We start from the raw sequence: 26805 nt of genomic DNA, 5'->3' as shown, positions 1-26805 counted from the left end.
AATCCTCTAATGAAAGCAATCGACCGCGCGACGTTCAGATAGTATTTCAATAGTTGCATTATTCAACTAATGACATTCCCTAACGCAAACGGACCGCGTCGCCGAGCTGGGCTATCATCACGGATAACAGCACCGATAACAGCGCGGCTGCCGGCATGCCTACATGGCGGCTAGACGCTTTTCGAATGAAGTCTCCCGACAGGACGGCATCAGATGCGAGCAGGAAGGCCACGAGCGCTCAAGAAAGAGCGACAGGAAGAGGACGGCGACGACGGAGGTAAGCCAGGAGACAGCATCGCCGCTTGTGGCGGGGCGACGCATTATTTGACCTTCAAGTTGGACCTGATCAAAAGCGAGATGATCAGCCGAGCGAATGCGGGCTATCGGCCCCGATTCGGCGTGGATGTGCGCTCGCTACGCGTGCTGCGGGCGATCTGCGACACGCCGGGCATCACCGCGAGCGTGCTCAAGGAGCAGACGCTCATCGAGAAGACGCTGTTGTCCAAGCTACTGTCCGACCTGATCGATCGTAATCTGGTGCGGCGCTCCATCCATCCCGACGACGCGCGCCATTTTCAGCTGTGGCCGACTGCTGCCGGCAAGCGCATGCGCGAGTCCAGCGACGAACTCGGGCAGTCGATGGAGGCCGAGATGCTGTCGATCCTGAGCGCGTCCGAGCGCCGGCAGTTGAACAGCATCGTCGACAAGCTGGTGGAAGAATTCCGCAGAGCGGCCAAGGGACAAAGCTGAGCAGCTCGCGTCCAGCCACCTCCTCGCACTGCATGCTCGATGCAGCCGTCGCATGCGGCCGGCTTCATACAGGGCGAGGCGGTGTCCGGACGCAGAAAATCAGGATCCCTTATAAACGTTACACGTGAGTCCCGGCGGGCAGTTCGCCGGATTGCGGGCTCGGGCCCACTCGCCGTAGTTGCGGGCGCCGGCCGAGCTATCGCCGTAGGCGGCGCCGCCATAGTCCGAGCCGCGGTAGGTGGACGGACCGTACGTTGCCATGCTCGAATCGGTAGTGTGAGATGCGCCGGCCATCGGCGCGCTTTGTTCCTGGGCGAGAGCGGTGCCGCTCGCAACGACAAGTACGGCGGCCGCGGCCGTGACAAGATGACGTGTTTTCATTCCGAGTTCCTCTCAAAGAATACCCGCTGGAGAGCATCGCAACAGCACGACAGCGTTCCGCAGGCTATTCGTCTGAGCAACCGATGTTCCAGCGTCACGAGGTTCGCGTCGGAACTGAAACGGTCGCCCCTCTCAGCGTTCCAGGCAGCTTCGCAACTTCCTGGCGAGACGAGCCGCTTCGCTCGCATCCGTGATGTTCGCAAAACCCATGACAAGACCCCGTGGCGTGCGCGGCATACGTGCGTTCGCATACCAGATCGAAAGCGGCAGCACGCCGAGGCCCGCTTCGCGGGCACGCGCGGCGACAGCGACATCGTCGACCGGCCCATCAGAGCCTTCAGCGAATCGCACGGCGAACTGTATTCCGCCGGGCGGCAAATCGATACGCAACCGCTTGCCGAACGCCTGCTCCAGCGCATCCGCAATGAAGACGCGTCGTTGCCCGTACAACGCGCGCATCTTCTTCACATGCCGCGCGAAATGCCCCTGCTCGATGAAGTCCGTCGCTGCAGCTTGCAATAGCGCGGGCGACCCGGCGTTCATGGAGCACGCCACCCGTCCGACGCGCTCGACAGCACGGTCCGGCACCACCGCATACGCGAGCCGCAGGCCGGGAAACAACACCTTGCTGAACGTACCGGTGTAAATCACCCGATCGTGCCGATCGAGGCTCTTCAGGGCCGGCAATGGCCTGCCTGAGTAGCGGAACTCGCTGTCGTAATCGTCCTCGATAATCCAGCGCGCGCCCTTCTCCGCCCAGTCCAGCAGCGCGAGGCGTCTCGTCAGCGACAGTACTTGTCCGAGCGGGCTCTGATGCGACGGCGTGACCAGCGCAAAGCGCGCCTCGGGGTCCAGTTCCATGCCGCGCGCTATGTCCATTCCGTCATCGTCGACCGGCACGGGCGTCAACTGGACGCCGGTCTCCGTCAGAAAATTTCGCGCGAGCAGATAGCCGGGATCCTCGAACCACATGCGATCGTTCGATTGCGCAAGACTGCGCAGCACGAGTTCAAGCGTCGCGCGATACCCGCCGGTAATGAACACTTGCTCGGGCAGGCAAGTGACACCGCGCGACAAGCCGAGATAGGTCGCAATGCGTTCGCGCAGCGGTCTGTAGCCCATTGGATCAGGGTAGGCGAGCATCGCGCGATCCCCGCTACGCACGCGATGCGAAACCAGCCGGCTCCATATCTTGCGCGGAAACGCGTCCAGCGCCGGCAGCCCCGGCTGCAACGGCCGCGGCTCGCCGCTCATGGCAACGGTGACCGCGCCGTCGGACCGCGTCGGCTGGCTACGTTGCGCGTCTCGCGTCTTCCCGCTGCCCGCTCGCTTTTCCTCCGCGCCATGCACGACCGACGCCGGTAGCGACGGCGATACGAACGTGCCGGCGGCACCGCGCATTTGCAGATAGCCCTCGTCGACGAGGATCGAATAGGCCAGCTCGACCGTGCCGCGGGCCGTGCTCAACTGCGTCGAGAGGTTGCGCAGCGCGGGCACGCGATCACCCGGACGCAAATGCCCGGCTGCGATCGCCGTCCTGAATCGCTCGCATATCTGTAAATAGATCGGCAAAGGCTTCAGCCGATCGATCTCGATAGCCAATGCAGGACTTCGGGCGTTCATGATCGTCTCTCCGACAACGCGCAGCGGGGCAATCTTGGACTAGTCGTGTCGACGATTCTTGCCCCTTATTTGTAGACCATCATTGTCCCATACTGGTTGTGGGCAATGCGACGGCGGAGAACCTTCACGCGTCACCACGCCCGCCGTTTCACTGACCTATCTGGAGGATCTGCCATGAAGATCGTCGTAATCGGTGGTTCGGGCCTCGTCGGCTCGCGTCTGGTCGCACTGCTCAACGAGGCAGGCCATCAGGCGCTCGCTGCATCGCCGCGTAGCGGCGTCAACACCGTGAAGGGCGAAGGTCTCACCACGGCGCTCATGAACGCGGACGCGGTCGTCGATGTAACGAACGCGCCGTCATGGGAACCGCAGGCGGTGCTCGATTTCTTTCGCACCTCGGCGCGCAATCTCGGCAAGGCCGAAGTGGCGGCGGGCGTGGGCCATCACGTCGCGCTGTCGATCGTCGGAACCGACCGCATGCCGGAGAATGCGTATTTTGCCGCCAAAGTAGCGCAGGAAGAGGCCATCAGGGCGGCCGGCGTTCCGTACACGATCGTGCGGGCCACACAGTTCATGGAGTTCATCGGTGGCATCGCGGACTTCAGCACGGAGAGCGGCACAGTACGGGTCGGCGACGGACAGTTCCAGCCGATCGCCGTGGATGACATCGTGGCGATCCTTTCGCAGGTCGCGCTCGCCGGGCCTCTGAACGACACCATCGACATAGCCGGCCCGGATCGCGCGCCGTTCGCGGAGATTGTCGCGCGATACTTGAAATCCGTAGGCGACGCACGCCCGGTCGTGACGGATTCGAAGGCGCGGTATTACGGCGGCGTGGTCGAGGAACTATCGCTCGTGCCGCTCGGCGAAGCGCGCATCGGTCAGATCGGTCTCGACCAGTGGCTCGCTCAGGCCAAACGCGGCTGACTGTCCTCACCGAACTTTCACGACACATCATCACTTAGGAGTCCATTATGACGCGACGCATCGACTACTTTCAGCAATCCCCGGAGCTTTCGAAGAAGCTCATCCAGCTTGGCACGTTGCTTCAGGAATCGACGATCGAGACGCACATCCGCGAGCTCGTCGAGATTCGGGCGTCACAGCTCAATGGCTGCGCCTTCTGCGTCGACATGCATGTGAAGATGGCGAAGATTCATGGCGAGCGCGAACTGCGCCTGCATCACGTGGCAATCTGGCGCGAGTCGACGCTGTTCTCGCCGCGCGAACGGGCCGCGCTCGCATGGGCCGAGGTGCTGACGAACATTCCTTCTGAGGGCGTGCCGGACGACATTTACGACAGCGTGCGCGCCCAGTACTCCGATAAGGAGCTCTCCGACCTCACCTTCCTCGTGGGAGTGATCAATAGCTGGAACCGACTCAATGTCGCGTTCCGCACGGCGCCCGGTTCGTCCGACAAGGCGTTCGGGCTGGACAAGGCCGGCCTGGAGTGATGTCATGAAGACAATGCTTTGCGTCGCTGCAACCGTAATGAGTATCGGCTCAGTGATCGCGCCGCCCGTCATGGCCGCGCCAGAGGCAAGCGTGACGCCACTTCGCTCGGAGCCGTTGCCTGACTATCCGGGCAAGGAACTTCAGATGATCGTCGTCGACTATCCGCCCGGCGCAGTGGATCCCGTGCATCGTCATGACGCTCACGCCTTCGTGTATGTGCTAGAGGGAAGCATCGTCATGGGCGTTAAGGGCAGCAAGGAAGTGACGCTCAAGCCTGGCGACACGTTTCATGAAGGCCCCAACGACATCCACACCGTCGGACGCAATGCCAGCGCGACGCAGCCGGCGAAGTTCGTCGTCTTCCTGCTCAAGAAGCAAGGCGCACCGATCCTGACGCCGGTGAAGTAGCGTCGACCGCGCCCCGCTGGCGGCCTTTTCCAGCGGGGCGCGCGCACGTCGAAGAAAACATCAGCCGCCGTTCTCGACATGCGCCTTCAACAGCGCATTCACTTCGTTTGCTTTCTCCATCTGACTCATGTGACCGGCGTCTTCGAAGACGCGCACGGTCGCGCCTTCCGGTGCGTGCTTCGCGTGCGCGGCGGGAATGATCTGGTCTTTCGCGCCCCAGATCACGAGCACCGGCTTTTCTGTCGCGGCGAGCTCTGCGCCCGGCTGCGCGCTCTGCCTGCCGCCCGCGAACAATCCGCCGTTGAGCGATCTCAGCGCGTCGCTCACGCCGTCGAGCCGCTTGTACTTCAGCAGATCGTCGAGCATCTGGCGGCTCACCAGTTCAGGGTTCGCGAACAGCAGTTCGACGACCGGCTTCAGCTCGCGGCGCGATTCGGCTGTGACAAAGCCTTCGGTGTACGCGTTGTTCACTTCATCGCCGAAACCGGCAGGCGAAATCAGCGCGATTGATTGCACGCGCCTCGGCTGATCGACGGCCATCTGCGCCGCGATGCCGCCGCCCATCGAGTGCCCGACGAGATGCGCTCGTTCGAGACCCACCGCGTCCATGAACTTGCCGACGAAGTTCCCCAGATCCGCGAGCGACGTGCCCGGCACCTTCGGCGTGGATTGCCCATGCCCCGGCAAATCCAGCGCGAACACGCGATGCTTCTCGGCGAGCGCGTCGAGATTGAACAGCCAGTTGTCGAGGTCGCCGCCGAAGCCGTGAATGAAGAGCACGGCAGCGCGGCTCGCGTCATCGCCGCCGCGCGATGCGTAGCGCACGCGGATGCCATCGACATCGACGAAGTGATACGCCGCCGCTTCCTCGCCTTGTTCCTCGTCCTCGGCGGGCGTCACATAAGAGGACACGTACGCATCGATTTCGGCGTCGCTCACCTCGGACGGCGCGAGCACGCCAAGCAGCGCCTTAACGGGCAGCGTGTCGCCGGGCTGCGCCACTTTGCGCCGCAGCAGGCCGGCGTCGGGCGCTTCGACGGCATTGGCGATCTTGTCCGTCTCGACGTCGAGAATCGGCATGCCGACGGTGATCTCCGTGCCCTCTCCCACGAGCCATTCATTGATGGTGCCTTCCCTCATCGACAAGCCCCATTTGGGCATCACGATCGGTGTGATTGCGGACATTAGTGCTTTCCTCCCTGCATGGTTTTTCGCGCGGCCTCGGCGATCTGTGCGGCGCTCGGAATGTACAAGTCTTCGAGCGCTGGCGAGAACGGCACCGGCGTATGCGGCGCGCTGACCATCTGGATGCCGGCCTTCAGCGCGCCGAACGCCTGTTGCGCGACCTGCGCGGAAATATCGGTTGCGATGTTGCAGCGCGGATTCGCTTCATCGACGACGACGAGCCGTCCCGTGTTCTCGACCGTTTCCAGCACAGTGTCCATATCGAGCGGCGACAGCGTGCGCAAATCGACCACTTCCGCCTCGATGCCTTCCTTCACGAGCGTCGATGCCGCTTCGAGCGCGCGATGCACCATCAATCCGTAGGTGACGATCGACACGTCCTTGCCGTCGCGCACGATGTTCGCCTCGCCGAACGGGATCGCATACGAGCTCTCGGGCACTTCGCCTTCGAAGCCGTACAGGTTCTTGTGTTCGCAGAAGATCACAGGGTCGTTGTCGCGAATGGCTTGAATCAGCAATCCTTTGGTGTCGTAGGGCGTCGAAGGACAGACCACTTTCAGCCCCGGAATGTGCGTGAAGAGCGACGTGAGCATCTGGCTGTGCTGAGCCGCCGCGCGAAAGCCCGCGCCCACCATCGCGCGAATAACAACCGGCGTTTCAGCCTTGCCGCCGAACATATAGCGAAACTTGGCGGCCTGATTGAAGATCTGGTCGAAGCACACGCCCATGAAGTCGATGAACATGAGTTCCGCGACCGGTCGCATGCCGCACGCCGCAGCGCCGATCGCCGCGCCGACATACGCGCTTTCCGACAGCGGCGTGTCGAGCAACCTGTCGCCGTGCTTCGCGTAGAGTCCCTTCGTCACGCCGAGCACGCCGCCCCACGCGTCCTTTTCGCCGTCCGCGCCTGCGCCGCCGACGATGTCCTCACCCAGCACGATCACGCTCGGATCGCGCGTCATTTCCTGATCGATGGCTTCGTTGATCGCCATCTTCATGCTCAGTTTGCGGGCCATGATGGTTGTCTCCTCGATTCAATATTTGACGTAGACGTCGGTGAGCAGATCGGCGGCGGTCGGCAACGGCGCGTCTTTCGCTTCCTGCACCGCGCGGTCGATCAACGCGGCGACTTCGCGATCGATGGCGTCGAGTTCTCCGGGCGAGATCACGTCGGCTTGCGTGACGGCGGCCGCGAATTTCTTCAGGCAATCCTTGTTGGAGCGGATATCGTCCAGTTCGCCCGGCGCGCGATACGTCTGCGCATCGCCTTCGAAGTGGCCGTAGAAACGGATCATCTTGCATTCGAGCAGCGCCGGTCCGCCGCCTTCACGCGCTCGCTTGATGACTTCACCCGCCGCCTCATAGACCGCGAAGAAATCGGTGCCGTCGACCGTCACGCCCGGAATGCCGAAGCCCGCCGCGCGATCCACGTAGCTGTCGACCGCCGTGCCGTAGTCGCGCGCCGTCGATTCGGCGTAGCCGTTGTTCTCGATCACGAAGATGACCGGCAGATTCCACACCGCCGCGAGGTTCAGGCTTTCGAGAAACGTGCCCTGATTCGACGCGCCATCGCCCGCGAACGTGATGCCGACTTCGCCCTTGCCGCGAAACTTCGCCGCGAGCGCCGCGCCGCAAATCAAAGGCGCGCCCGCGCCGAGAATGCCGTTCGCGCCCATCATCCCTTTCGACAGATCGGCGATATGCATCGAGCCGCCCTTGCCGTTGCACGAACCGCCTTTCTTGCCGTAGATCTCTTTCATCATCGCGACAGGATCGACGCCCTTCGCGATGCAGTGTCCATGTCCGCGATGCGTGCTCGCGATGCGGTCGCCGTCGTTCAGATGGATCATGATGCCGACGCCCGCCGCTTCTTCGCCCGCGTAAAGATGCACGAAGCCTGGAATGTCGCCGCGTCCGAAATCGACGTGCAGACGTTCCTCGAAATCGCGGATCGTGCGCATCTTGCGATACGCGCTCAACAGTTCATCCTTCGAGAGCGGCAAGCCGCCCGCATGCTGTCGCGACGCTGTCATGGTTGTCTCCCGGTTGAGTTAGCGAAGCTCGAGCTGACGCATCAGCCCGGACGCAGCCGCGTAACGCATGCATGCGGCCACGTCGATACTGCGAAAGGCGTTTTCCGTAAGCGTGATCGTGACTTCATCGCGCGGGCCGAAGGCGAGCTCGCGTTCGCCATCGAGCGCGACGATGCCCGAGCGCTGCTTCACGCGATGCGGCACGCCATCGGCGAGGCGCGTCCAGTTCGCGATCGGCACCGGTTCGATGAGCCCCGGCGCGATCGGCGCATGCAGTACGAATTCGCCTTGCCCCGGCGCGGCGAGTTCGATCGCCACGCCGCCCGTTTCGTGACGCCCGAGCGGTTCGAGCAGACCCGCGATCGCGGACATGCCGATGGCTTGGGGATCGGCGAAAGAGACGTAGACGGCGGCGAGCGTGTCGATCTTCCAGAGCGCGCGCGCGCCGATGAACTGCTCATGCGAGATGACGGCATCGACGAGCGCAATGTCGCGGCGGGCGTTGCCGCTCGCATCGCGTATCTCGATGTCGAGCCGCTTGTTCGACGCGAGCGCTTCGGCGGGCGGCACGCGGCCGCTCGCATAGAGCCCTGTCGCGAGTCCCGAGATGGTCGGCTCGCGCATCTCCGGATACGCGTTGTTCGTGCCCGTCGATAGACCCGCAATCGGCACTTGCCCGCACTCGCGCACGACCGCGCGATGCGTGCCGTCGCCGCCGAGCACGATGAGCGCATCGACGCTCGCCTCGCGCATCATCCGTGCGGCGCGAAACGTGTCGTCGACGCGCGCGGTCACGGGCATGTCGAGGAAGTCGACTTGGGCAAGCGATGCGTCCGGGCCGTGCTTGCGCGCGAGATGACGTTCGAGCATGACCTTCAGGCCTTCGCGGTCCGGCATCATCAATACGCGCTCGACGCCGCACGACGCCAGCGACGAAAGCAGCCGCAACACGATATTCACGCGGTCCGCAAGTTGCAGGCTGTTGGCATTGGCGATCACGCGCCGGATATCGCGCGCCGAAACAGGATTGGCAATGATGCCGACGAGCGGCTTTGACATGCCTTGTCTCCGTCGTTCTTGTGTGCGGCGGATAAAGGCAAAGCCTATGCCAATCGAAAAAACGCGGGATTTCCCGTAGAAAAGCCGCATTTCGGTGCGATGTGACAAGCGCCGCCGTGACAGGTGTCACAGCGGCAGGTGTATCGGCGGGAGTACAGGCGTATCAGCCGTTAGTGACCATTCGCGTCGCGCTGATTCGGCGAGCGGATGCCGTAACGCGCCATGCGCCGATAGAGGGTCATGCGGCTCACGCCGATCTGACGCGCGACTGCGCTCAGGTTCCAGCTTGCCGCGCGCAGGTATTGCATCAGCAACATGCCTTCCGGCGGCAGACGGTGCGGGTCGAAGTCCTCGACGGCGCGCGGCGGCGCCTCGACCGGCACGGAGTCGCTTGCGAATCCTTCCGGAAGGTCATCTATGTCGATCACGCCGTGCGAACACACCGCGCGCGCATAACGCAGCACGTTGCTCAGCTCGCGCAGATTGCCCGGCCATTCGTGCCGGTGCAAGCGCTCGCGCGCCGCAGGCGACAGCGTGACCGCGCCTTCGAGGAACTTGTCGATGAGCCAGTCGAGGTCGCTTCGTTCGCGCAACGGCGGCAGCGTGAAGCGCGCGCCGTTCAGGCGGTAGTACAGGTCTTCGCGGAAACGTCCGTCCTGCATGAGCGCATCGAGTGAATGATGCGTCGCGGAAATCACGCGCACATCGACCGATACGGGCCGCGACGCGCCGATTGCGAGCACTTCGCCTTCGGCCAGCACGCGCAGCAGACGGGATTGCAGTTCGCGCGGCATGTCGCCGATCTCGTCGAGAAAAAGCGTGCCGCCGTCGGCTTCCTGAATCAGGCCGCGCTTGCCCTTCGCGCCCGCGCCCGAAAAGCTGTTCGGCAGATGCCCAAACAATTCGCTTTCGATGAGCGTCTCCGGAATCGCGGCGCAATTCACGGCGACGAACGGTCCCGCGCGACGCGCGCTCGCGCGGTGCAGCGCCTTCGCGAAGAATTCCTTGCCGCTGCCGGTTTCCCCGTTGATCAGCAGGTTGATGGGCGAATCGACGAGCTTCGCGGCGCGTTCCAGCTGACGCGCGAGCGCGGCATCGCCGCCGCCCAGCGCGGCGAGCGGCGCGGGCACCTCGACGCTGCGTGGCGACGCCGCGTTGCGGGCCGGCGTGACGCACGGCGCGGGCGGCATTACGCTCAAATACAGCAGTCCGCCCGATTTCGCGAGCGGCACCGCGCGCAGCTCGCTCGGCCGCGAATACACGAAGCGGCCCAATTCTTCGATGCGCGCATCGAAGAGCGTGTCGAACGGCACGCCGATCAGCGACGCGGCCACTTCCCCGGGCGCGATGGGCCTGCCGATCTCCGCCGCGAGCATCGCGTGCGCGCGACGATTGTGTCCGACGATACGCCCGCTCGCATCGAGCGCGATCAAGTACTCCGGCGCGACATCGACGAATTCGGGCGACGCGTTGAGCTTCAAGATCCAGTCCTGCCGATGCGTGCGCAGGAAATTCGCGTTCTCGATATGTCCCGCGTAGATGCGCACGAGTTGCAGCGCGAGATTCTGACTGTCGCGCGCTTGCGGCGACGTGAGCGCGGAGATGTCGAGAATCGCGGCCAGCGCGCCGCGTGAATCGTAGAGCGGCGCAGCGGTGCAGGTCAGCGGGATATGCGTGGCGTCGAAGTGATCGACCTGATGCACGGTCAGCGCCTGGCCCGTCGTAAGCGCCGTGCCGACCGCGCACGTGCCCGCGCCGGCTTCGCTCCATTCCGCGCCGAGATAGAGACCCGCGCGTCGCAGTTCGATGTCGGTGTTCGCATCGCCGATGTAATCGACGGTCACGCCGAGCGCATCGGTCAGCAGCACGACGTAGCCCATGCCCGCAACGTGCTCGTAGAGCGTTTCGAGACCGTGACGCGCGATGCGGGCGAAACCGTCGATGCGTTGCTGATGCTCGCGCAGCCGCGTCTGCGGCAGGATGCGCGCTTCCTGCATGCGCGACGGATCGAGCCCGTACTGATGCACGCAACGCCGCCACGAGGACTGGATGATGCTCTCGTGCGTGCGCGCCACGACTTGCGCTTCGGCCCGCGTGGTCGCCGCGACGACTGCCTCGATGTGCTCGCGTTGCCGCATGTCCATCGTGCTCTCCTGGTCTCGCGTGCGAATCCGGATAGACCGATCCGCACGAGCGTGTCTCAGGCCGTATGATGCTTCATTCGGAACCGCGCGTCATCGGGCGATAGCATTGCGATGCAACATGAGTGCGTGCTGCAACAGATGAAATTTGTTTGCACGTTCCGAGTCCTTGTACGAAGTGTCCGGACAGCATTACGCCGAAAAATGAGGGAATACGGCGGCCACTGAACAACATGGGAAAGAAAGAGATCGTCCTCCTGCGCAGAATGAACTTAGACGATCTCGGCTGCGTCGTTAGGCAAGCTCCAATGGCGCATGAAGGGCCAGTGTTGCTGTCGGCACGCACGACGCGGCAGAGCCGGACAAGCGGCGTGTGCGGCAGTTGCTAGATCGGCAACGGGTAGATGGAGACGGTTGGCGTCGGCTCCTGCACGGTATTCATCTTCGTCTCTAGTCGACAGACGGATGCGCTGACGAGCGTCGAGCACAGCGACGGTCCAAGCGCCAGCCGCGAAGGTCAGGCCGTCCGACGGACGAACCGCTGTTCCGTGACGCTCGCTCCCCATTGCGTGCCCTGAGCTTCCTCGCACAGTTTGAAGCCAAATGATTCATACAGGTGCCTCGCTGCGTCGAGACCCTTGAACGTCGAGAGGTAAGTCTCGGTGAAATGCTCGTCGACGAAGTTCATGGCGCGCGTCATCAGCTGCCTTCCTATTCCCGTCCCGCGCAACGCGTCGTCCACGATAAACCAACGTAGATGTGCCACTCCGCTCTCGAGATTCCCATCGATGGCAAGCGATGCAAGCGTGCGGCCATCCCGCTCGCCGAGCCAGAGCGCCTTGCCATCCTGCGGCAAGGCTTCGGCGAACGCGGCCAGTTCGGTCGCGACTCTCTTCTCGAAGAAGGCGCCGAAACCCCAGTGCTGTGCATAGAAGCGCCCGTGCAGGCTGGCCACGTCACCGATGCAGCCGGGGCGGTATCCCTCGACTATAGAGGCGGAAACGGTTCTGTTAACCGGTGTATCTGTACCGTTGTCTTGCCTCAATGCATCGGCATACAGTCCGACTGCGCGCACCAAGGCCAATTGGTCGGAATGGCTCAAGCGTCCAAGTGCCTTGGACACCTGAGACGACGCCAACCGGTCGATCTTCTGCCTGAGTTGCTTTCCCGCATGCGTCAAATAGAGTTCCGACGAACGGGCGTCGCCGTCGGACGCGCGCCGTTCGACGATCCCCGCCGCCTCCAGACGCGCGATCTGCCTGCTGCTATTGGACTTATCCAATCTCAGGAGCTCGGCCAGTTCCTTGCCGTTGATCCCGGGACTCGCGCCGATTTCGAGTACTGCGTGTACGGCAGAAGGCGACAGGTCGGTGTCCGCCAACGTTGCGCTCATAAAGCCCAATTCGCGTACCAGCTTGCGCGACGAATCTCGGACCTGACGCACACTGCTCGGCGACGGGGAATTTTGACGGCTTTCAGGCGACATAGATAGCTTTGCTAGTTGCGGTGCGCAACTACTATAGTTGCGCACCGCAACCGTGTCAACTAAGGCGGCGCCACACGCGAAAGGATCGCGGAACGACGGAACGGTGACATGCGGCCGGACCTGTCCGTCCATGACGATCAAGCCAAGAGATGGCGATGCCCTTCGATAAACTGTTCGGGCGTCACCAGCGGCCGACCAATGATCTCCGCCGCGCTCTTGACGACGCCGGCAAGCAAGCCCTCCTGCTGATCGATCTTGACCGCCCTGAAATGCCGGACAAAGGAAGGATCTCCGTCCAGTCCGATCGTCTTCACGAACTCTTCCGGCGACACCTGCTTGAACAGCACCTCCTTTCCGAGCGTCTCCGCAAGCATGTGCGTGAGTTCGATGTGACTTACTTCGACGGAGCCAGTGAGCGGAATGATCGTGCTGCCGAACGCTTCGGGATTTTCGAGGATCCGCACGGCCAGACGGGCGATATCGACTGCGGCGATCGGAACGAAGCGGCTCTGTGCATCGAACGGCGTCAGATAGCGACCGGCGCGAATCTCATTGGCTGTGTACAACATCCATTCCGCGAAGAAGTTGACGCGAAGATGCGCTGTGGGAACGCCCGAGCGATCGAGAATCCTCTCCGATAGCCAGTGGCTCATAGTCGCGGGACTGCGTGCGTGCGGGCGCGATTGTCGTTGCGACAGGTACACGATCTGCCCGACGCCTTGCTCGATCGCCGCTTGTGCGAGTATCGCCGTGGCTTCTACCGCTCCGTGTGTCAACGCATAACAGAAGTAGACGCCGTCGACGCCCATCGTCGCACGGCGCACATCTTCGATGTTGAGCAGATCACCGGTCACGATCTCGGCGCCCAGTTTCGCGAGCGCCGCGGAACGGGCGTCTTCGCGGCGCACGAATGCCGCAACGCGGTGGCCGTTTTCGAGCAAAAGGCGAACCGTAGGGGCCCCCGTGGTACCGGTGGAACCTGTGACAAGAAACTTCTTCATACGAACCTCGGCAGAAAGAACAACGCGGTTAAGCAGTATGACCATCATGTTTCAGAACGCACGGACGCATTGACCACACGAGCCTGCCATCGGCCAAACATGATGGTCATCATGCTTCCATTCGCGAAGCATGATCGCTATACTGTTTGAAGTCAACTTGTTTCTTACCGGTTCGTTGGGAGGATGTATGCGTTACCCGCCAGAGGAGACGGCAGAGAAGCACGCCCGTATTCTGGAACAGGCATCGATTCTATTTCGCGAGCGTGGGTTCTCCGGCGTGAGCCTGAGCGAAATCATGAAGGCGACGGGCCTTACTCACGGCGCGTTTTATCATCACTTCGAGTCCAAAGAAGATCTGATCGGAAAGAGCATCGAAGATGCATCGGCCAAAGCGCTCGAATCTTTCAAGGAAGGCGTGGCTCGGGGCGCGTCGAGAATCGATTACGTCAACGGTTATCTGACCGGGCAGCACCGCGACGATAGAGGCAATGGATGTCTGATGGCGGGACTGGCTGGAGCAATCGCGCATGAACCTACGGCGCAACCGGCGTTCACCCATCACGTGGAAAGCATGATCGAAGGCTTCTCCGAGGCTCGTGCGAAAGCTAGCAAGAAAAGCATTCGCCGCGATGCGATCCACACGCTGTCGAGCATCGTCGGCGCTCTTATTCTGGCTCGTGCCGTTGACGATCCCGAGCTGTCCGACGAGATTCTTCGTGAAACGCGCGCGGCGCTGGGAGTCGACGCCGCCGCCGGGAAGCACGCTTGATGGATCTTCCGACATAAAACGGCGGTGAGATATCGCTGCCGGTGACGGCACGCTCACTGTCAAGGACGTAACCGATATCCACGCGCTCTTTAGAACGGCATTGCCGGATGCCGCGATCTGCGTGACCCGTTAATCGACCGTGAAGATTCGGCCGATCCCGAAGTCGGCGTGAAACGCTCTGACGTTCTCTCGGCCGACGATCTGGGGAAGCGGAACGTTATGGTAGAGCGCTTCGTCAATGCGGCTGGCGCTCCAGTGACCGAAGCATCCGAGCGCAATGCGAGTAGAACCAGAAACAGCCGCTAGGAAGCATGATCCCGCACCAGCACGTCCCAAGGCGCCGGCGACGGAAAGATGTCCTGCAAAAAGCGGACAAACGCTTTTACCGCCGGATTGCTGCGGCGGCTCTCGGGCCACACGGCATGCAGATGAAATCGGTCGTAAGCGAACTCATGCAGCACAGGTACGAGTTCGCGCCGTCGAACGTAGGAGGCTGCAATATACGTCGTCGAAATCCCGATCCCGGCGCCAGCGGCCAACGCCGCGGCAACCGCGTCGCTCACGTCGATCATCAAAGCCGAAGCAGGCGTGAACTCAACGAGCTTGCCGCCCACGTTGAAGGGCCACGCGGCTTCCTGCCCCGTCGACTGATACCTGAAGTTCACGCAGTCATGCTGCATGAGATCGTTCGGATGCTGCGGCACGCCTCGCTCCCGCAAGTATTCGGGCGATGCGAATGCGCAAATCCGATGCGGTGCCAGACGACGCGCGATCAACCGCGTGTCGCTGGGATCGCCGACCCGAATGGCGACATCCACGCCCTCCTCGACCAGATCGACGTAGCGGTCGCTGAGGCGCACATCGACAGTCACTTTCGGATGCTGTCTGCGAAACGCGGGTAAGGCCGGCGCGAGAATGTTCACGCCGACGGGCAGCGGCGCGGTCACCTTGAGCGTTCCGGCCGGCTCGGCGCGCGCTGCGGCGACGCCCTGCTCGATACCTTCCGCCTCGCGCAATAACCGTTGCGTGCGCTCCAGAAGATCTCGCCCCTCCGGCGTCAGCGTCAGCGAGCGCGTGGTCCGGGTGAACAGCACGAGGCCGAAATGCTGCTCCAGCCGCTGGATACTCTTGCTGATCGCCGATGGCGAAACCGACAGCGAACGCGCCGCCGCCGTGTAGCTGCCCAGCGACGCGGCACGCGCAAAAGCGATGAGCCCAGTGAGCCTTTCGATGGCGATTTGTTCCATGATGGCATCATTAAAGCGAAGCCTAGCCCGATTATCAAGCTCCGTCTCTCGAATTAACCTTCTTCCATCGACGCCAAAGCGGCGAAGCCAAAAGGAGAGGGAAATGAACGCGAATACGACACCGCAAGACGCACCGGCCGAAGCAGTCGCTCACCGCGCACTGGCAGGCAAGACGGCACTGATCTTCGGCGGAACGTCGGGCATCGGGCTCGACGCGGCTATTCAGGCGAAGCGGGCGGGCGCTGAGGTCATCGTCGTCGGACGCTCTGCCGACACGGCTCAACGCGTCGCCGCGCAACATGGCTTCGCCGGATGGCGCGCGGCGGACGTGACCGACGCGCACGCTCTGCAGCAGGCCGTGCGAGACATTGCGAAGGTCGATCATCTGGTCTTGCTGGCGGGCACCTTTGTCGCAGGGACGGTGCGCGAGGCCGACGTAGCGCATCTTCGAAATGCGTTCGAGGAACGGATCTGGGCGGCCGTGCACGTCATTCGCGCCCTGGGGAATCGGTTGAGCGCCGATGGCTCGGTCACCTTCATCTCGGGCAGTCTCGCCGACCGTCCGAACGCCTACGGCACCGCAGTGCTCGCGGCCGCGTCGGCAGCGATGGAAGCACTCGCACGCGGCCTGGCACTCGAACTCGCGCCGGTGCGCGTCAACACGCTGTCGCCCGGTCCGATCGATACGCCGATTCTGCGCAAGGCGCTCGGCGACGCGCGCGATGCGGTCGTGGCGAATATGGAGAAGACCTTGCCGCTGCATCGTCTCGGCACCGCTAGCGAAGCCGGCGCAGGCGTAGTGTTCCTGATGACCAATGGCTTCATGAACGGAGCGACGCTGAACGTCGATGGCGGCGCGCGCCTCGTGTAACGCAAGAGCGAACGGAACCGCTACAGCGCATTCGCACGCGGCGCGACATCGGCGCTTGGATCGGCGAAAGATACGCCAGTCGCAAACGACCCGGCTAAGCACAAACCCTACGCCGCTGCGAATCGACATTGCGGAGAAGTAGAATGCCTTTGCCGCTCGCTGTCGGGCGGCATCCGCACTGCAATTGATGAACCTTTCGAGGGCGAATCGATGGAGCGAAGCTATCCGTATCGAGGGTTCGAGATCACCATTCACCTCGAGCCAGTTCGGGCCGTGTCGCACGATGCGGAATTCAGCGACCCGGTCGGATTCATAGCCGTAGTGAGTGTTTGCACCGCTGAACCGAAGCGGCCTGTCGGCGTACCGGTTCGGCTGGTCTCTGAAACCCATACTGTCTTCCGCACGGAGGACGACGCTCTGTCGAGCGGGCTCGGCGCAGCGCAACGCGTCATCGACGCCAAGATACCCAGTTGACGCAAACTGCGCGCTCGCAGCGCTATTCTCTAATCGCCTAATTCCGAAGTCTCTCCTCAGACAAGGTAGCCGATATCGCGAGAGCGAAGAACCGACCTATCAGTTAGCGTTGCTAATAACGTTTCAATTCCCGCATCATTTCCGCCGATTCGATTCAATCGCAAAGCGGTCTGCATCAGATCAAACCCTGCCCACATAATTCGGCGATTCGCTCTTCGTTTGCCTATGATTCATCGTAGGCAAATGGTCCGTTGAACAACCTTGCGCAGACGTCTTATGAATCGACCTCGCGCAGTCAAGGGACAAGGAGTCGTTCAGATGAAAGCTCCGCGACGTTTAGAGCGAATCGAGTTGATGGCGCCGATCTCTGGCGTCATGGTCAAACTGGATACCGTGCCCGATCCGGTGTTCGCTCAGAAGATGGTCGGCGACGGCGTGTCGATCGATCCGACTTCCGACGCATTGCTCGCCCCGCTCGCCGGCAAGGTCACGCAACTGCATCGCGCCTCTCATGCAGCGACCGTGACGGGCGACTGCGGGCTCGAAGTGCTGATTCACATCGGTCTCGATACGGTGATGCTGCGCGGCGAAGGCTTCACGCCGCTCGTGAAGGAAGGCGATACCGTCGTGACCGGCCAGCCGCTGATTCGCTTCGATCCGCTCGTCGTCGGCGCAAAGGCCGTAAGTCTGCTCACGGAAATGGTCATTGCGAACGGCGAGCTCGTCACCCGCTACGAACCGGCCACGGGCCTCGTGACGGCGGGCCAGGACGTCGCGCTCAGGGTCGAGTTCGTCGCGCCGACGAAAGACAACGCGAGCCGCGACGCAGGCGGCGAGGCCGTATCCGATGAAGTCACGCTGCCGAATCCGCAAGGCCTGCACGCGCGACCCGCCGCCGTGTTCGCCGCCGAAGCCAAGAAATACACCTCCGAGATTCGCGTCGTGCGCGGCAACGACAGCGCGAACGCAAAGTCCGTGGTCGCGCTGATGGCGCTCTCGACGAGCTTCGGCGACAAGCTGCGGGTCGAAGCCGCCGGGCCCGATGCGAACGAAGCCGCGACCGCACTCGCGCGCCTGCTCGCGTCGGGTTCGGGCGAGAAGCCCGGCGAAGCGCCCGCGCCTGCCGCTGCGGCCATGACGGGCGAAGCCGCCGCGCCGCCACGCGCAGCGCCCGCGGACGCGAACGAGTTCACCGGCGTCTCGGCGTCGCCGGGACTCGCGGTCGGCAAGATCGTGCAGTTCCGCCGCGAAGTCATCGACGTGGCCGAAACGGGCGAATCGCCGCAACGGGAGCGCGCACGGCTCGACGCGGCGCACCATGAAGCGCGTCAGCAGATCGAGGCGCTGAAGGCGAAGCTGAGCGATCCGTCGAAGGCTGAGATTCTCAATGCTCATCTCGAACTGCTCGGCGATCCGGATCTCAACGATGCGGCCATCGCCGGCATCAGCGACGGCAAAAGCGCGGGCTTTGCGTGGCGCGCCGCGTTCGAGGCGCAGGCAAGCCATCTCGAGAAGCTCGACAACGCGCTTCTGCGTGAACGGGCGGGCGATATCCGCGATGTCGGCCGCCGCGTGCTCGCGTTGCTGGCGGGCGTGAAGCAGGCGCGCATCGACGTGCCCGGCGAATCCATCCTGATTGCCGAGGAACTCTCTCCTTCGGACACCGCGTCGCTCGACAGAAGCAAAGTGCTCGGCTTTTGCACGACGACAGGCGGCGCGACGAGCCATGTCGCGATACTGGCGCGCTCGCTGGGCATTCCGGCTATCTGCGGCATCGACGAAAGCGCATTGCAGTTGCCCGACGGCACGCTCGTCGTGCTCGACGGCTCGCGCGGAAGCCTGCGGCGCAATCCCGGCGCTGACGACCTGCAAAAGGCGCGCGAGCGCATCGAGCGGCAGACGGAGAAGCGCGCGCAAGAACAAACCGCCGCGAACAAGCTCGCCGTGACCGCCGACGGTCATCGCATCGAAGTGGTCGCCAACATCCGCAACGCGCAGGAAGCGCGCGATGCCGTCGCGGCGGGCGCCGAAGGCGTGGGTCTGTTGCGCTCCGAGTTTCTCTTCGACAATCGCGACACCGCGCCTTCGGAAGACGAACAGGCGGCCGAGTACTGCGCCGTCGCCGAAGCGCTTGGCCGAGAGCGTCCGCTCGTCGTTCGCACGCTCGATGTCGGCGGCGACAAACCGCTTTCCTATATGCCGCTGCCGAAGGAAGACAACCCGTTCCTCGGCCTGCGCGGCGTGCGCGTGAGTCTCGAACTGCCCGACTTCTTTCGCACGCAGTTGCGCGCGATCCTGAGAGCCGCGCCCATCGGCAATCTGCATGTGATGTTCCCGATGATCGCGACGCTCGACGAACTGCGCGCGGTGAAACGCATTCTGCAAGAGGAGGCCGGCGAGCAGATGAGCCGCATCAAGGTCGGCGTGATGATCGAAGTGCCATCGGCCGCGCTGATTGCCGAGCCGCTCGCGCAGGAAGCCGACTTCTTTTCCATCGGGACCAACGATCTGACCCAATACACCCTCGCGATGGATCGCGGGCATCCGAAGCTCGCCAAGCAGGCCGACGCGCTGCATCCGGCTGTGCTGCGTCTTATCGGCATGACCATCGACGGCGCGCACCGGCACGGCAAATGGGTGGGCGTGTGCGGCGGGATTGCGTCGGATGCGATGGCCGTGCCCGTGCTTGCCGGACTAGGCATCGACGAGTTGTCGGTCAGCGTGCCGGCCATCGGCTCGATCAAGGCACAGCTTGCGCGCCTCACGATGGACGAATGCCGCGCGCTCGCGGACAAGGTACTGGCTCTCGGCACGACGGCGGAAGTGCGCGCGCTGCTCGCTCAATACGCGGAATAGGTAGAAGGCGATAACCGGAAGAAGCGGAGAGACACCATGTTCAAGAACGCTTTCGGCGTGGTGCAGAAGGTCGGCAAATCGCTGATGCTGCCGGTCGCGGTGCTGCCGGTCGCGGGGTTGCTGCTCGGCCTCGGCTCCACCGACTTTCACGGTTATATCCCCGGCATCGTGCTCGCGCTCATGAAGAACGCGGGCGACGTGATCTTCAGCAACCTGCCGTTGATCTTCGCCATCGGCGTCGCGCTCGGCTTCACGGAGAACGACGGCGTGTCGGGCATCGCCGCGACCATCGGCTTTCTCGTGATGACGGCGACGCTCGGCGTCATCGCAACGTTCGAAGGCGTGAAGCCCGACACGATCATGGGCATTCCGTCGATCCAGACCGGCGTGTTCGGCGGCATTCTCGCGGGCGGTCTCGCGGCGTGGATGTTCAATCGCTACTACCGCATCACGCTGCCGCCGTATCTCGGCTTCTTCGCGGGCAAGCGCTTCGTGCCGATCGTCACGGCAATCGGCTCGATCGTGCTCGGCGCGATTCTCTCGGTCATCTGGCCGCCTATCGGCAGCGCGATCAAGGCGTTCTCGCAATGGGCGGCGGTGTCCGATCCGCGCACGGCGGCGACCATCTATGGTTTCGTCGAACGGCTGTTGATTCCGTTCGGCCTGCACCACATCTGGAACGTGCCGTTCTTCTTCGAAGCGGGCAGCTATCTCGATCCCACGACCGGCAAGGTCGTGCACGGCGACATCACGCGCTTCTTCGCGGGCGACCGCACGGCCGGGATTCTCGCCGGCGCGTATTTCTTCAAGATGTTCGGCCTGCCTGCGGCCGCCATCGCAATCTGGCATTGCGCGAAGCCGGAAAAGAAAGTGGCGGTCGGGGGCATGATGGTGTCCGCCGCGCTGACCTCGTTCCTCACGGGCATCACGGAGCCGATCGAGTTCGCGTTTCTGTTCGTCGCGCCGGTGCTGTATTTCATCCACGCGTGTCTTGCGGCATCCGCGCAGTTCGTCGCCAACACGTTGAACATGCACATGGGCTTCACGTTCTCTCAGGGCGCGATCGACTTCGTGATGTTCAACCTGATCGGCAACAAGGCGACCAACGCATGGTACGTCTTTATCGTCGGGCCGATCTATGCGGTGATCTATTACGCCGTGTTCCGCGTCGTCATCACGCGCTTCGATCTCAAGACGCCGGGGCGCGAGGACGATACGGTCGAAGCAGCCGCAGGAAGCACGGCCGAGATGGGCGGACGCTCCCGGGATCTCGTGCTCGCGTTCGGCGGGCGTTCGAACATCAAGAGTCTCGATGCATGCATCACGCGGCTGCGCATCTCGGTGAACAACCCCGCGCTCGTCGACGACGCAAGGCTCAAGGCATTGGGCGCGGCAGGCGTCGTGCGCGTGGGCAACGGCGTGCAGGCCATCTTCGGGCCGCTCTCCGAGAACATGAAGACGGACATGCAGGACTACCTGAAGCGCGCGGGCGCCGAAGCCGAACTGCCGGCAACGGGCGCGGCGGGCGCGGCGCAGCCGGCAAGTGCAGCCGCACCGCCGGCTTTTGCGCCTGCTTCGGACGGTTCGGCCTATGCGGCGCGCGCGGAGAAGATTCGAGAGGCGCTCGGCGGCGGCGCGAACATCGTCACGCTGCAGCCGCTCGCAGCGACGCGCCTGCGCGTGCTGCTGAACGACGCATCGCGAATGGATAACGCGGCGCTGACGACCGCTGGCGTGCCGGCGACGCAAAAGCTCTCTAACGGCGAAGTCGATCTCATCGTCGGCCTCGACGCGGAAGCGCTCGCGGGCGCGATGCACTAGCGCGGCATTGCGTGCATGGCTCGTCGATGACGTTCACCCGTCGAGGCACGCGCGTTTATGTCGTGTCGGTTGCCTCTGGAACGGCTGGCATCGGAACCCGGCATGCTTATTGAAACGCATAAGCAACGCCAACGCCGTAGGTCAGCTGATTGCGGGTGCCGCGCTGGGTCACGATTGGGCTCGCCGCCGAGTCGCCCATCAAACGCTGATAGTAGACCATCGCGCCTGCGTACCATTTCGGCGTGATCTTGTAGATTCCGGCGATCCAGCCTGTCAGTTGATTCAGTCCGCCGCCCGGACGGAAGACAGGCAGCCCGCTCTTTTGCGCGTCTTCTTGAGTGACGCCGTAGTAAGTCTCGTTGAACCCGCCGCTCACCCACGTCGCGCCGGCTCCGCCGCCGACAAACACGCGCGAATGCAGCGGAAACCACGCGCTCGTGTTCAGCGAAACCCGCGCGCCCGTATAGACGGCTCCTGCATTGGTCACGACGGTGATCTCGCCTCGCAGGCGGTAGGGGACGTCGCCAGCGTGGCTGTATTCGTAACCGACGAAGCCGCCGCCTTCGACTGTCGTGGACACGTCATGGACCTGCGACACCACGGCGTCATCGACGTTGCGTCGACCGAGGCGAAGCGCCAGTGCCGGCCCCCATTGGAAGCCGGTCAGCGTACCGAAGTTGTATTGCGCATAGGTTCCGTACCACTCGAACAGATGCCCCCCGCTCGTCGCGTAGCGCATGCCGGGAAGCACGCCTACGATGCGGTCCTTGCCGCCGGCGTACTCGGTTGTCGATCCGATGCCCGCGCCGAAAAAATTCGGCAGTGCGTTCGAAAAGTCGACCGGACTCGCGCACGCGTCATGCAGAACCAGCGAGAAGCACGCTCCGGTGACTGCGGAAAGGAGTCTCACGGGATCAGCTCCGGTCGATAAGCACCACGCCGTCGACAGCATCTCGGCTTCTTTAATCAATTAAATCCATGCGCCGCCGACAGTCAAGCTATCTCTTCGCAAAAGCCGATTCACATGGGCCGGCAAGGCCGCTATCTTGAAGAAGAAGAGTCGAAAAGTCCTCCCATCCTTTCGGAGCCCCCATCATGCCCGCGTGCACACTCAGGTTCATTGCGATCGCCACCGCCCTGCTCGCTTTGTCGTGGCCCGACAGCGCCTTGCCGACGCAGCAGGCGCAGCAACGCCGCGCCGGGCGCGATGTCCGCCAGGAGACGCGCCAGACCGCCCGGCATACCAAACAGGACTGCCGCGCCGCCAACCAGCAATCGAATGCGCAATGCCGGCAGGACAAGCGCGAGACGAAGCAACATGGGCGCCAGGCTGCAAGAGACATCAAGTACTGAATGCGCTCTTTGCGCAGACAGATCAAATGTTGCGAAACCCGCGCCTTGAATCTTGAACATAGTGGCATTGCGTGATATCGACTCGATAAGGCGCATAAAAATAGGCACGAGAGAGCGCACATACCGACCTGCGAAACTCGCGCAGCGCGACGCCCCGTGAAAAACGCACGACGTGCGTTCCGATGCGCCGCTATTGAACGGAGACGTCGATGAACAATCGTTCCAGCACCAATCCGTCTGAAGCAACTACGATCGAAGACGACGAACTACGGCTCGTCGATGCATGGTGGCGCGCGTGCAATTACTTATCGGCGGGCATGATCTTTCTCGTGGATAATCCGCTGCTGCGTGAGCCGCTCGAAGCGGAGCACGTCAAGCACCGCCTGCTCGGACACTGGGGCGCGAGCCCTGCTCTTTCGTTTGTCTGGGCGCATCTGAACCGCGTCATCAAGCGCGACGACCTCGATGTCATTTTCATGGCCGGTCCCGGACATGGCGCGCCCGGCGTGCTCGGCCCCGCTTATCTCGAAGGCACCTATTCGGAGGTCTATCCCGACAAGAGCGAGGATATCGAGGGCTTGCAGAAGTTCTTCAAGCAGTTCTCGTTTCCTGGCCATATCGGCTCGCACGTGACGCCGGAAACGCCGGGGTCCATTCATGAAGGCGGCGAACTGGGTTACAGCCTGTCGCATGCCTACGGCGCGGTGCTGGACAATCCCGGACTCATCGTCGCGTGCGTCGTGGGCGATGGCGAAGCGGAGACCGGACCGCTCGCGACCGCATGGCATTCGAACAAGTTCATCAATCCCGCACGGGACGGCGCGGTGCTGCCCATCCTCAATCTCAACGGCTACAAGATCGCGAACCCGACGATCCTCGCGCGCATCAGCCATCAAGAGTTGGAGGCGCTCTTCGTCGGCTACGGCTACACGCCGTATTTCGTCGAAGGATCGGACCACGCGGAGATGCACCGGAAGATGGCCGAGACACTCGATCGAGTCACCGCCGATATCCGTGCGATTTGGGAGAACAGCCGCGCAGGCAAGGGCGCGGAACGTCCGCGTTCGCCCATGATCGTGCTGCGCACGCCGAAGGGCTGGACCGGACCGAAGGAAATCAACGGGCATAAGGTCGAAGGCTCATGGCGCTCGCATCAGGTGCCGTTCTCGGATGTGCATACGAATCCGGCCAATCTCGCGGTGCTCGAACGCTGGATGCAGAGCTACGAGCCCGATGCACTCTTCGACGCGACCGGCCGGCTACGCGAAGAGCTCCGGGCGCTTGCGCCTGCTGGAACGCGCCGCATGAGCGCGAATCCTCATGCAAACGGCGGCGTGCTACGCAAGGAACTCAAGCTTCCCGACTTCCGCGAGTATGCCGTCGATGTCGGCCAGGCGGGGACCGTCCAGCACGAGAACACCCGCCCGCTGGGCGAATTCCTGCGCGACATCATGCGCGCCAACATGGACACGTTCCGCGTGTTCGGTCCGGATGAAACGGCCTCCAACCGGCTACAGGCCGTTTATCAGGCAAGCAAGAAGGTCTGGATGGCCGACATGCTTCCCGAGGACGAAGACGGCGGCGAGCTCTCGCGCGACGGCCGCGTGATGGAGATGCTCTCGGAGCACACCTTGCTCGGGTGGCTCGAAGGCTACCTCCTGACCGGACGTCACGGCTTCTTCCATACGTATGAGGCTTTCGCGCATGTCGTGGATTCGATGTTCAATCAGCACGCCAAATGGCTCGACATCTGCAAGAACCATGTGCCCTGGCGAGCGTCCGTTTCGTCCGAGACCATCCTGCTGTCATCCACGGTCTGGCGGCAGGATCACAACGGCTTCTCGCATCAGGACCCGGGCTTCATCGATCTCGTAACGAACAAGAGTCCGTCCGTGACGCGCGTCTATCTGCCGCCCGACGCGAATACGCTTCTCGTCGTGGCCGATCAGTGCCTGCGGTCGACCGATTGCATCAATGTGATCGTCGCGGACAAACAGAAGCACTTGCAGTTCATGACGATCGACGAAGCCATCGTGCATTGCGCAAAGGGCATGGGCGTCTGGCGGCGCGCGAGCAACGACGAAAACGAGGAGCCGGATGTCGTCATGGCGTCGTGCGGGGACGTCGCGACGCAGGAAGCGCTCGCGGCCACGGCCATTCTGCGCGAGCATCTGCCGGAACTGAAGTTGCGCTTCGTGAACGTAGTCGATCTGTTCAAGATGCAGCCCAATACCGAGCATCCGCACGGATCGAGCGTGCGGAACTTCGAAAGTCTGTTCACGCTCGACAAGCCCGTGATATTCAACTTTCACGGCTACCCGTGGCTCATCCACAAGCTGGCGTACAAGTTCCGCAATCACGAGAACTTGCATGTGCGCGGCTACAAGGAGAAGGGCAACATCAATACACCGCTGGAGCTGGCAATACTCAATCAGGTGGACCGCTTCAATCTCGTGATCGACGTGATCGACCGCGTGCCTCGCCTGCGCGGAAGCACTGCGCATTTGAGAGAGGACATGAAAAACGCGGTCATTCGCCACCTCGATTACGCGCATACGCATGGCACCGATCCCGACGAGATCACCGAATGGACGTGGCCATATTGATTGCACGCTGAGTCTCGGCATGTACATCAGACAAGGCAGCGTGCGCGAATGACGAGGCGCGCTCAGATCAGCCACCGCGCCACATCGTCGATCGCGCCGCCCGCCGCCGGCATGTCTCGCCGCGCGACGCGCACCAGTTGCACTGCGCGGACCTCGGGAGGCTGCATCGGCAAGTGCGCGAGATGGAGCGTCAGTTCGGCGGCCCGCTCATCGCCAGGCGCTTCGACGACCAGGTTCATGCAATCCAGCCGCAGCGTCTTGCGATCCACGCGTATGAGCGCGGCAGGACCGCCCAGCACGTCCGCAAGCGCGCCAAGCTGCTGTTCCACTGCTTCCGCGCGCGAACCGAGCGACGCCAGCGCGGCCTGGTTCTCGGCCATCTCGCGCTCCAGTCGCGCGAAGTCCGTCGGGGCAACGCCGTATGCAGGCGACGCGCCGCTCATGCCCGACATGCCCGCGCCACGCCGTCCGAGCATCTGCATTCGAGCGACGAGCAGTGCGCGCGTCTCCTTCAACACCTCGCGTTGAGCCTCCTGCGCCGAGATGCGCGACGTGGCTTCCAGTGCCAGTTGCTCGATAATCCGCAGCACGATGTCATTTCTTAGCGCCGCGTCGGTCTCGTCGCAAATACGAATACGCTTGTCGTCGAAGCTCACGGCGATGCGCGGCACGTCCGAGCGCACCACGCCGGCCTCATCGGCCACGCCGAGCACGCGCCGCTCGACCAAGCGGCTACTCAGCACGGCATAGGCGTATTGCGCGGCGTAATGCGCGTCGAACCAGCTGCGCAGATCGTACGACTGGCCGACGACATGCGTGATGTCGTCCGAAGTCGCGAACATGGCGCGCAGACAGGCATCGTCGGCCCAGGCGGAAGGCGTCGCATCGCGCGGCGCAGGAAGCGCGTCGACGAGCTCGCGCGCATAACGGAGTGCCCCGCGAACCAGCGGCCCGAGCCGCGACTCGTAGCGGTTCGCGAGCCGCACTTGCGGCGCAATGCGCAGGATGCGATCGAGCGCCTCGCGAATGTCGTCGGTAGAGTTGGCATCGCTACGCGAGCGACCGAGACGCTCGATGCGCGCCATTAGCCAGCCGAACGGACTCATCGCATGACGTGGACGCTGCCGTCCGCATGAAGCGTTTCGCACGGCGCGAGCGCCCTTGCGCGCCTCGACGGAAGCCGGGAAACGTGCAATGTCATGTCGATGCTCCTCGCGAACATGCCACATCGCATAGATACCATTGACGTGTCATGCGCGCAACGCTGCATCGGCAAGACGTCGTTC

The 26805-nt window shown here is 63.0% G+C and carries 22 protein-coding genes; 11 read left to right on the top strand and 11 right to left on the bottom strand.

Annotated features, from left to right (window positions below; translation table 11 throughout):
* The first annotated feature begins 213 nt into the window (after positions 1-213).
* Complete coding sequence (locus tag NCR37_RS24545; protein ID WP_250475409.1) at positions 214-750, top strand: MarR family winged helix-turn-helix transcriptional regulator; 537 nt, start codon at positions 214-216, stop codon at positions 748-750.
* Positions 751-1263: 513 nt separating this feature from the next.
* Here NCR37_RS24545 and pdxR read toward each other — a convergent pair.
* On the bottom strand, positions 1264-2754 hold the full coding sequence (gene pdxR / locus NCR37_RS24540) for a MocR-like pyridoxine biosynthesis transcription factor PdxR (RefSeq protein ID WP_250475408.1): 1491 nt from the start codon (positions 2752-2754) through the stop codon (positions 1264-1266).
* Between the two features lie 174 nt (positions 2755-2928).
* On the opposite strand from pdxR, the gene NCR37_RS24535 reads away from it, so the two are divergent.
* Genes NCR37_RS24535 through NCR37_RS24525 form a run of 3 tightly spaced genes read left to right on the top strand, consistent with a single transcriptional unit; the run spans position 2929 to position 4617 of the window.
* A complete protein-coding gene (locus NCR37_RS24535; RefSeq protein ID WP_250475407.1) occupies positions 2929-3681 on the top strand; it encodes an SDR family oxidoreductase in 753 nt (250 codons plus the stop codon).
* A gap of 47 nt (positions 3682-3728) precedes the next feature.
* Positions 3729-4208 carry a carboxymuconolactone decarboxylase family protein gene (locus NCR37_RS24530; protein ID WP_250475406.1) on the top strand — a complete coding sequence of 160 codons (480 nt, stop codon included), beginning with the start codon at positions 3729-3731 and terminating at the stop codon, positions 4206-4208.
* A 4-nt stretch (positions 4209-4212) separates the two neighbouring features.
* Positions 4213-4617, top strand: a complete 405-nt coding sequence (locus NCR37_RS24525) for a cupin domain-containing protein (RefSeq protein WP_502800585.1) — start codon at positions 4213-4215, stop codon at positions 4615-4617.
* A 60-nt stretch (positions 4618-4677) separates the two neighbouring features.
* Here NCR37_RS24525 and NCR37_RS24520 read toward each other — a convergent pair whose 3' ends face one another.
* The 7 genes from NCR37_RS24520 to NCR37_RS24490 all read right to left on the bottom strand — a co-directional run bounded on the left by NCR37_RS24520 (position 4678) and on the right by NCR37_RS24490 (position 13522).
* Positions 4678-5802, bottom strand: coding sequence for an acetoin dehydrogenase dihydrolipoyllysine-residue acetyltransferase subunit (locus tag NCR37_RS24520; RefSeq protein ID WP_250475405.1), 1125 nt, complete (start codon positions 5800-5802; stop codon positions 4678-4680).
* Positions 5802-6818 (bottom strand): alpha-ketoacid dehydrogenase subunit beta, encoded by a 1017-nt coding sequence (locus NCR37_RS24515; RefSeq protein WP_250475404.1) that lies wholly within the window; start codon positions 6816-6818, stop codon positions 5802-5804. Before NCR37_RS24515 ends, NCR37_RS24520 begins: the two co-directional genes overlap by 1 nt.
* An 18-nt stretch (positions 6819-6836) precedes the next feature.
* Positions 6837-7835 (bottom strand): thiamine pyrophosphate-dependent dehydrogenase E1 component subunit alpha, encoded by a 999-nt coding sequence (locus NCR37_RS24510; protein WP_250475403.1) that lies wholly within the window; start codon positions 7833-7835, stop codon positions 6837-6839.
* 18 nt (positions 7836-7853) lie between these two features.
* Positions 7854-8894 carry an ATP-NAD kinase family protein gene (locus tag NCR37_RS24505; protein WP_250475402.1) on the bottom strand — a complete coding sequence of 347 codons (1041 nt, stop codon included), beginning with the start codon at positions 8892-8894 and terminating at the stop codon, positions 7854-7856.
* A 170-nt stretch (positions 8895-9064) separates the two neighbouring features.
* Positions 9065-11038, bottom strand: a complete 1974-nt coding sequence (locus tag NCR37_RS24500) for a sigma-54-dependent Fis family transcriptional regulator (RefSeq protein WP_250475401.1) — start codon at positions 11036-11038, stop codon at positions 9065-9067.
* A gap of 514 nt (positions 11039-11552) precedes the next feature.
* Positions 11553-12521: a bifunctional helix-turn-helix transcriptional regulator/GNAT family N-acetyltransferase gene (locus tag NCR37_RS24495; protein WP_250475569.1), complete on the bottom strand. Its 969-nt coding sequence runs from the start codon at positions 12519-12521 to the stop codon at positions 11553-11555.
* 137 nt (positions 12522-12658) lie between these two features.
* Positions 12659-13522: an NmrA family NAD(P)-binding protein gene (locus tag NCR37_RS24490; RefSeq protein ID WP_250475400.1), complete on the bottom strand. Its 864-nt coding sequence runs from the start codon at positions 13520-13522 to the stop codon at positions 12659-12661.
* A gap of 187 nt (positions 13523-13709) precedes the next feature.
* Here NCR37_RS24490 and NCR37_RS24485 point away from each other — a divergent pair, with 187 nt between their 5' ends.
* Positions 13710-14291 (top strand): TetR/AcrR family transcriptional regulator, encoded by a 582-nt coding sequence (locus NCR37_RS24485; protein ID WP_250475399.1) that lies wholly within the window; start codon positions 13710-13712, stop codon positions 14289-14291.
* 302 nt (positions 14292-14593) lie between these two features.
* Here the strand turns inward: NCR37_RS24485 and NCR37_RS24480 are convergent, their stop codons facing one another.
* On the bottom strand, positions 14594-15538 hold the full coding sequence (locus tag NCR37_RS24480) for a LysR family transcriptional regulator (RefSeq protein ID WP_250475398.1): 945 nt from the start codon (positions 15536-15538) through the stop codon (positions 14594-14596).
* A gap of 103 nt (positions 15539-15641) precedes the next feature.
* Between NCR37_RS24480 and NCR37_RS24475 the strand changes: the two genes are divergently transcribed.
* From NCR37_RS24475 to ptsG, 4 genes are all read left to right on the top strand, one after another.
* On the top strand, positions 15642-16409 hold the full coding sequence (locus tag NCR37_RS24475; RefSeq protein WP_250475397.1) for an SDR family oxidoreductase: 768 nt from the start codon (positions 15642-15644) through the stop codon (positions 16407-16409).
* Positions 16410-16619: 210 nt separating this feature from the next.
* Positions 16620-16883, top strand: coding sequence for a hypothetical protein (locus tag NCR37_RS24470; RefSeq protein ID WP_250475396.1), 264 nt, complete (start codon positions 16620-16622; stop codon positions 16881-16883).
* Positions 16884-17201: 318 nt separating this feature from the next.
* Positions 17202-19739, top strand: a complete 2538-nt coding sequence (ptsP, locus tag NCR37_RS24465; RefSeq protein WP_250475395.1) for a phosphoenolpyruvate--protein phosphotransferase — start codon at positions 17202-17204, stop codon at positions 19737-19739.
* A gap of 36 nt (positions 19740-19775) precedes the next feature.
* Positions 19776-21560 (top strand): PTS glucose transporter subunit IIBC, encoded by a 1785-nt coding sequence (ptsG, locus tag NCR37_RS24460; RefSeq protein ID WP_250475394.1) that lies wholly within the window; start codon positions 19776-19778, stop codon positions 21558-21560.
* 106 nt (positions 21561-21666) lie between these two features.
* Here ptsG and NCR37_RS24455 read toward each other — a convergent pair whose 3' ends face one another.
* Positions 21667-22470: a MipA/OmpV family protein gene (locus tag NCR37_RS24455; protein WP_250475393.1), complete on the bottom strand. Its 804-nt coding sequence runs from the start codon at positions 22468-22470 to the stop codon at positions 21667-21669.
* 185 nt (positions 22471-22655) lie between these two features.
* Here NCR37_RS24455 and NCR37_RS24450 point away from each other — a divergent pair, with 185 nt between their 5' ends.
* Together NCR37_RS24450 and NCR37_RS24445 are read left to right on the top strand one after the other, a co-directional pair.
* Entirely contained in the window at positions 22656-22913 is a 258-nt protein-coding gene (locus NCR37_RS24450) for a hypothetical protein (protein ID WP_250475392.1), read from the top strand.
* A 209-nt stretch (positions 22914-23122) separates the two neighbouring features.
* A complete protein-coding gene (locus NCR37_RS24445) occupies positions 23123-25519 on the top strand; it encodes a phosphoketolase family protein (protein ID WP_250475391.1) in 2397 nt (798 codons plus the stop codon).
* A 62-nt stretch (positions 25520-25581) separates the two neighbouring features.
* Here the strand turns inward: NCR37_RS24445 and NCR37_RS24440 are convergent, their stop codons facing one another.
* Positions 25582-26667 carry a hypothetical protein gene (locus NCR37_RS24440; protein WP_250475390.1) on the bottom strand — a complete coding sequence of 362 codons (1086 nt, stop codon included), beginning with the start codon at positions 26665-26667 and terminating at the stop codon, positions 25582-25584.
* Between the last annotated feature and the right edge of the window lie 138 nt (positions 26668-26805).

The organism is Caballeronia sp. GAFFF1, assembly GCF_023630705.1.
Taxonomy (GTDB): Bacteria; Pseudomonadota; Gammaproteobacteria; order Burkholderiales; family Burkholderiaceae; genus Caballeronia.
This window is presented reverse-complemented; position numbering and strand designations above follow the sequence as displayed.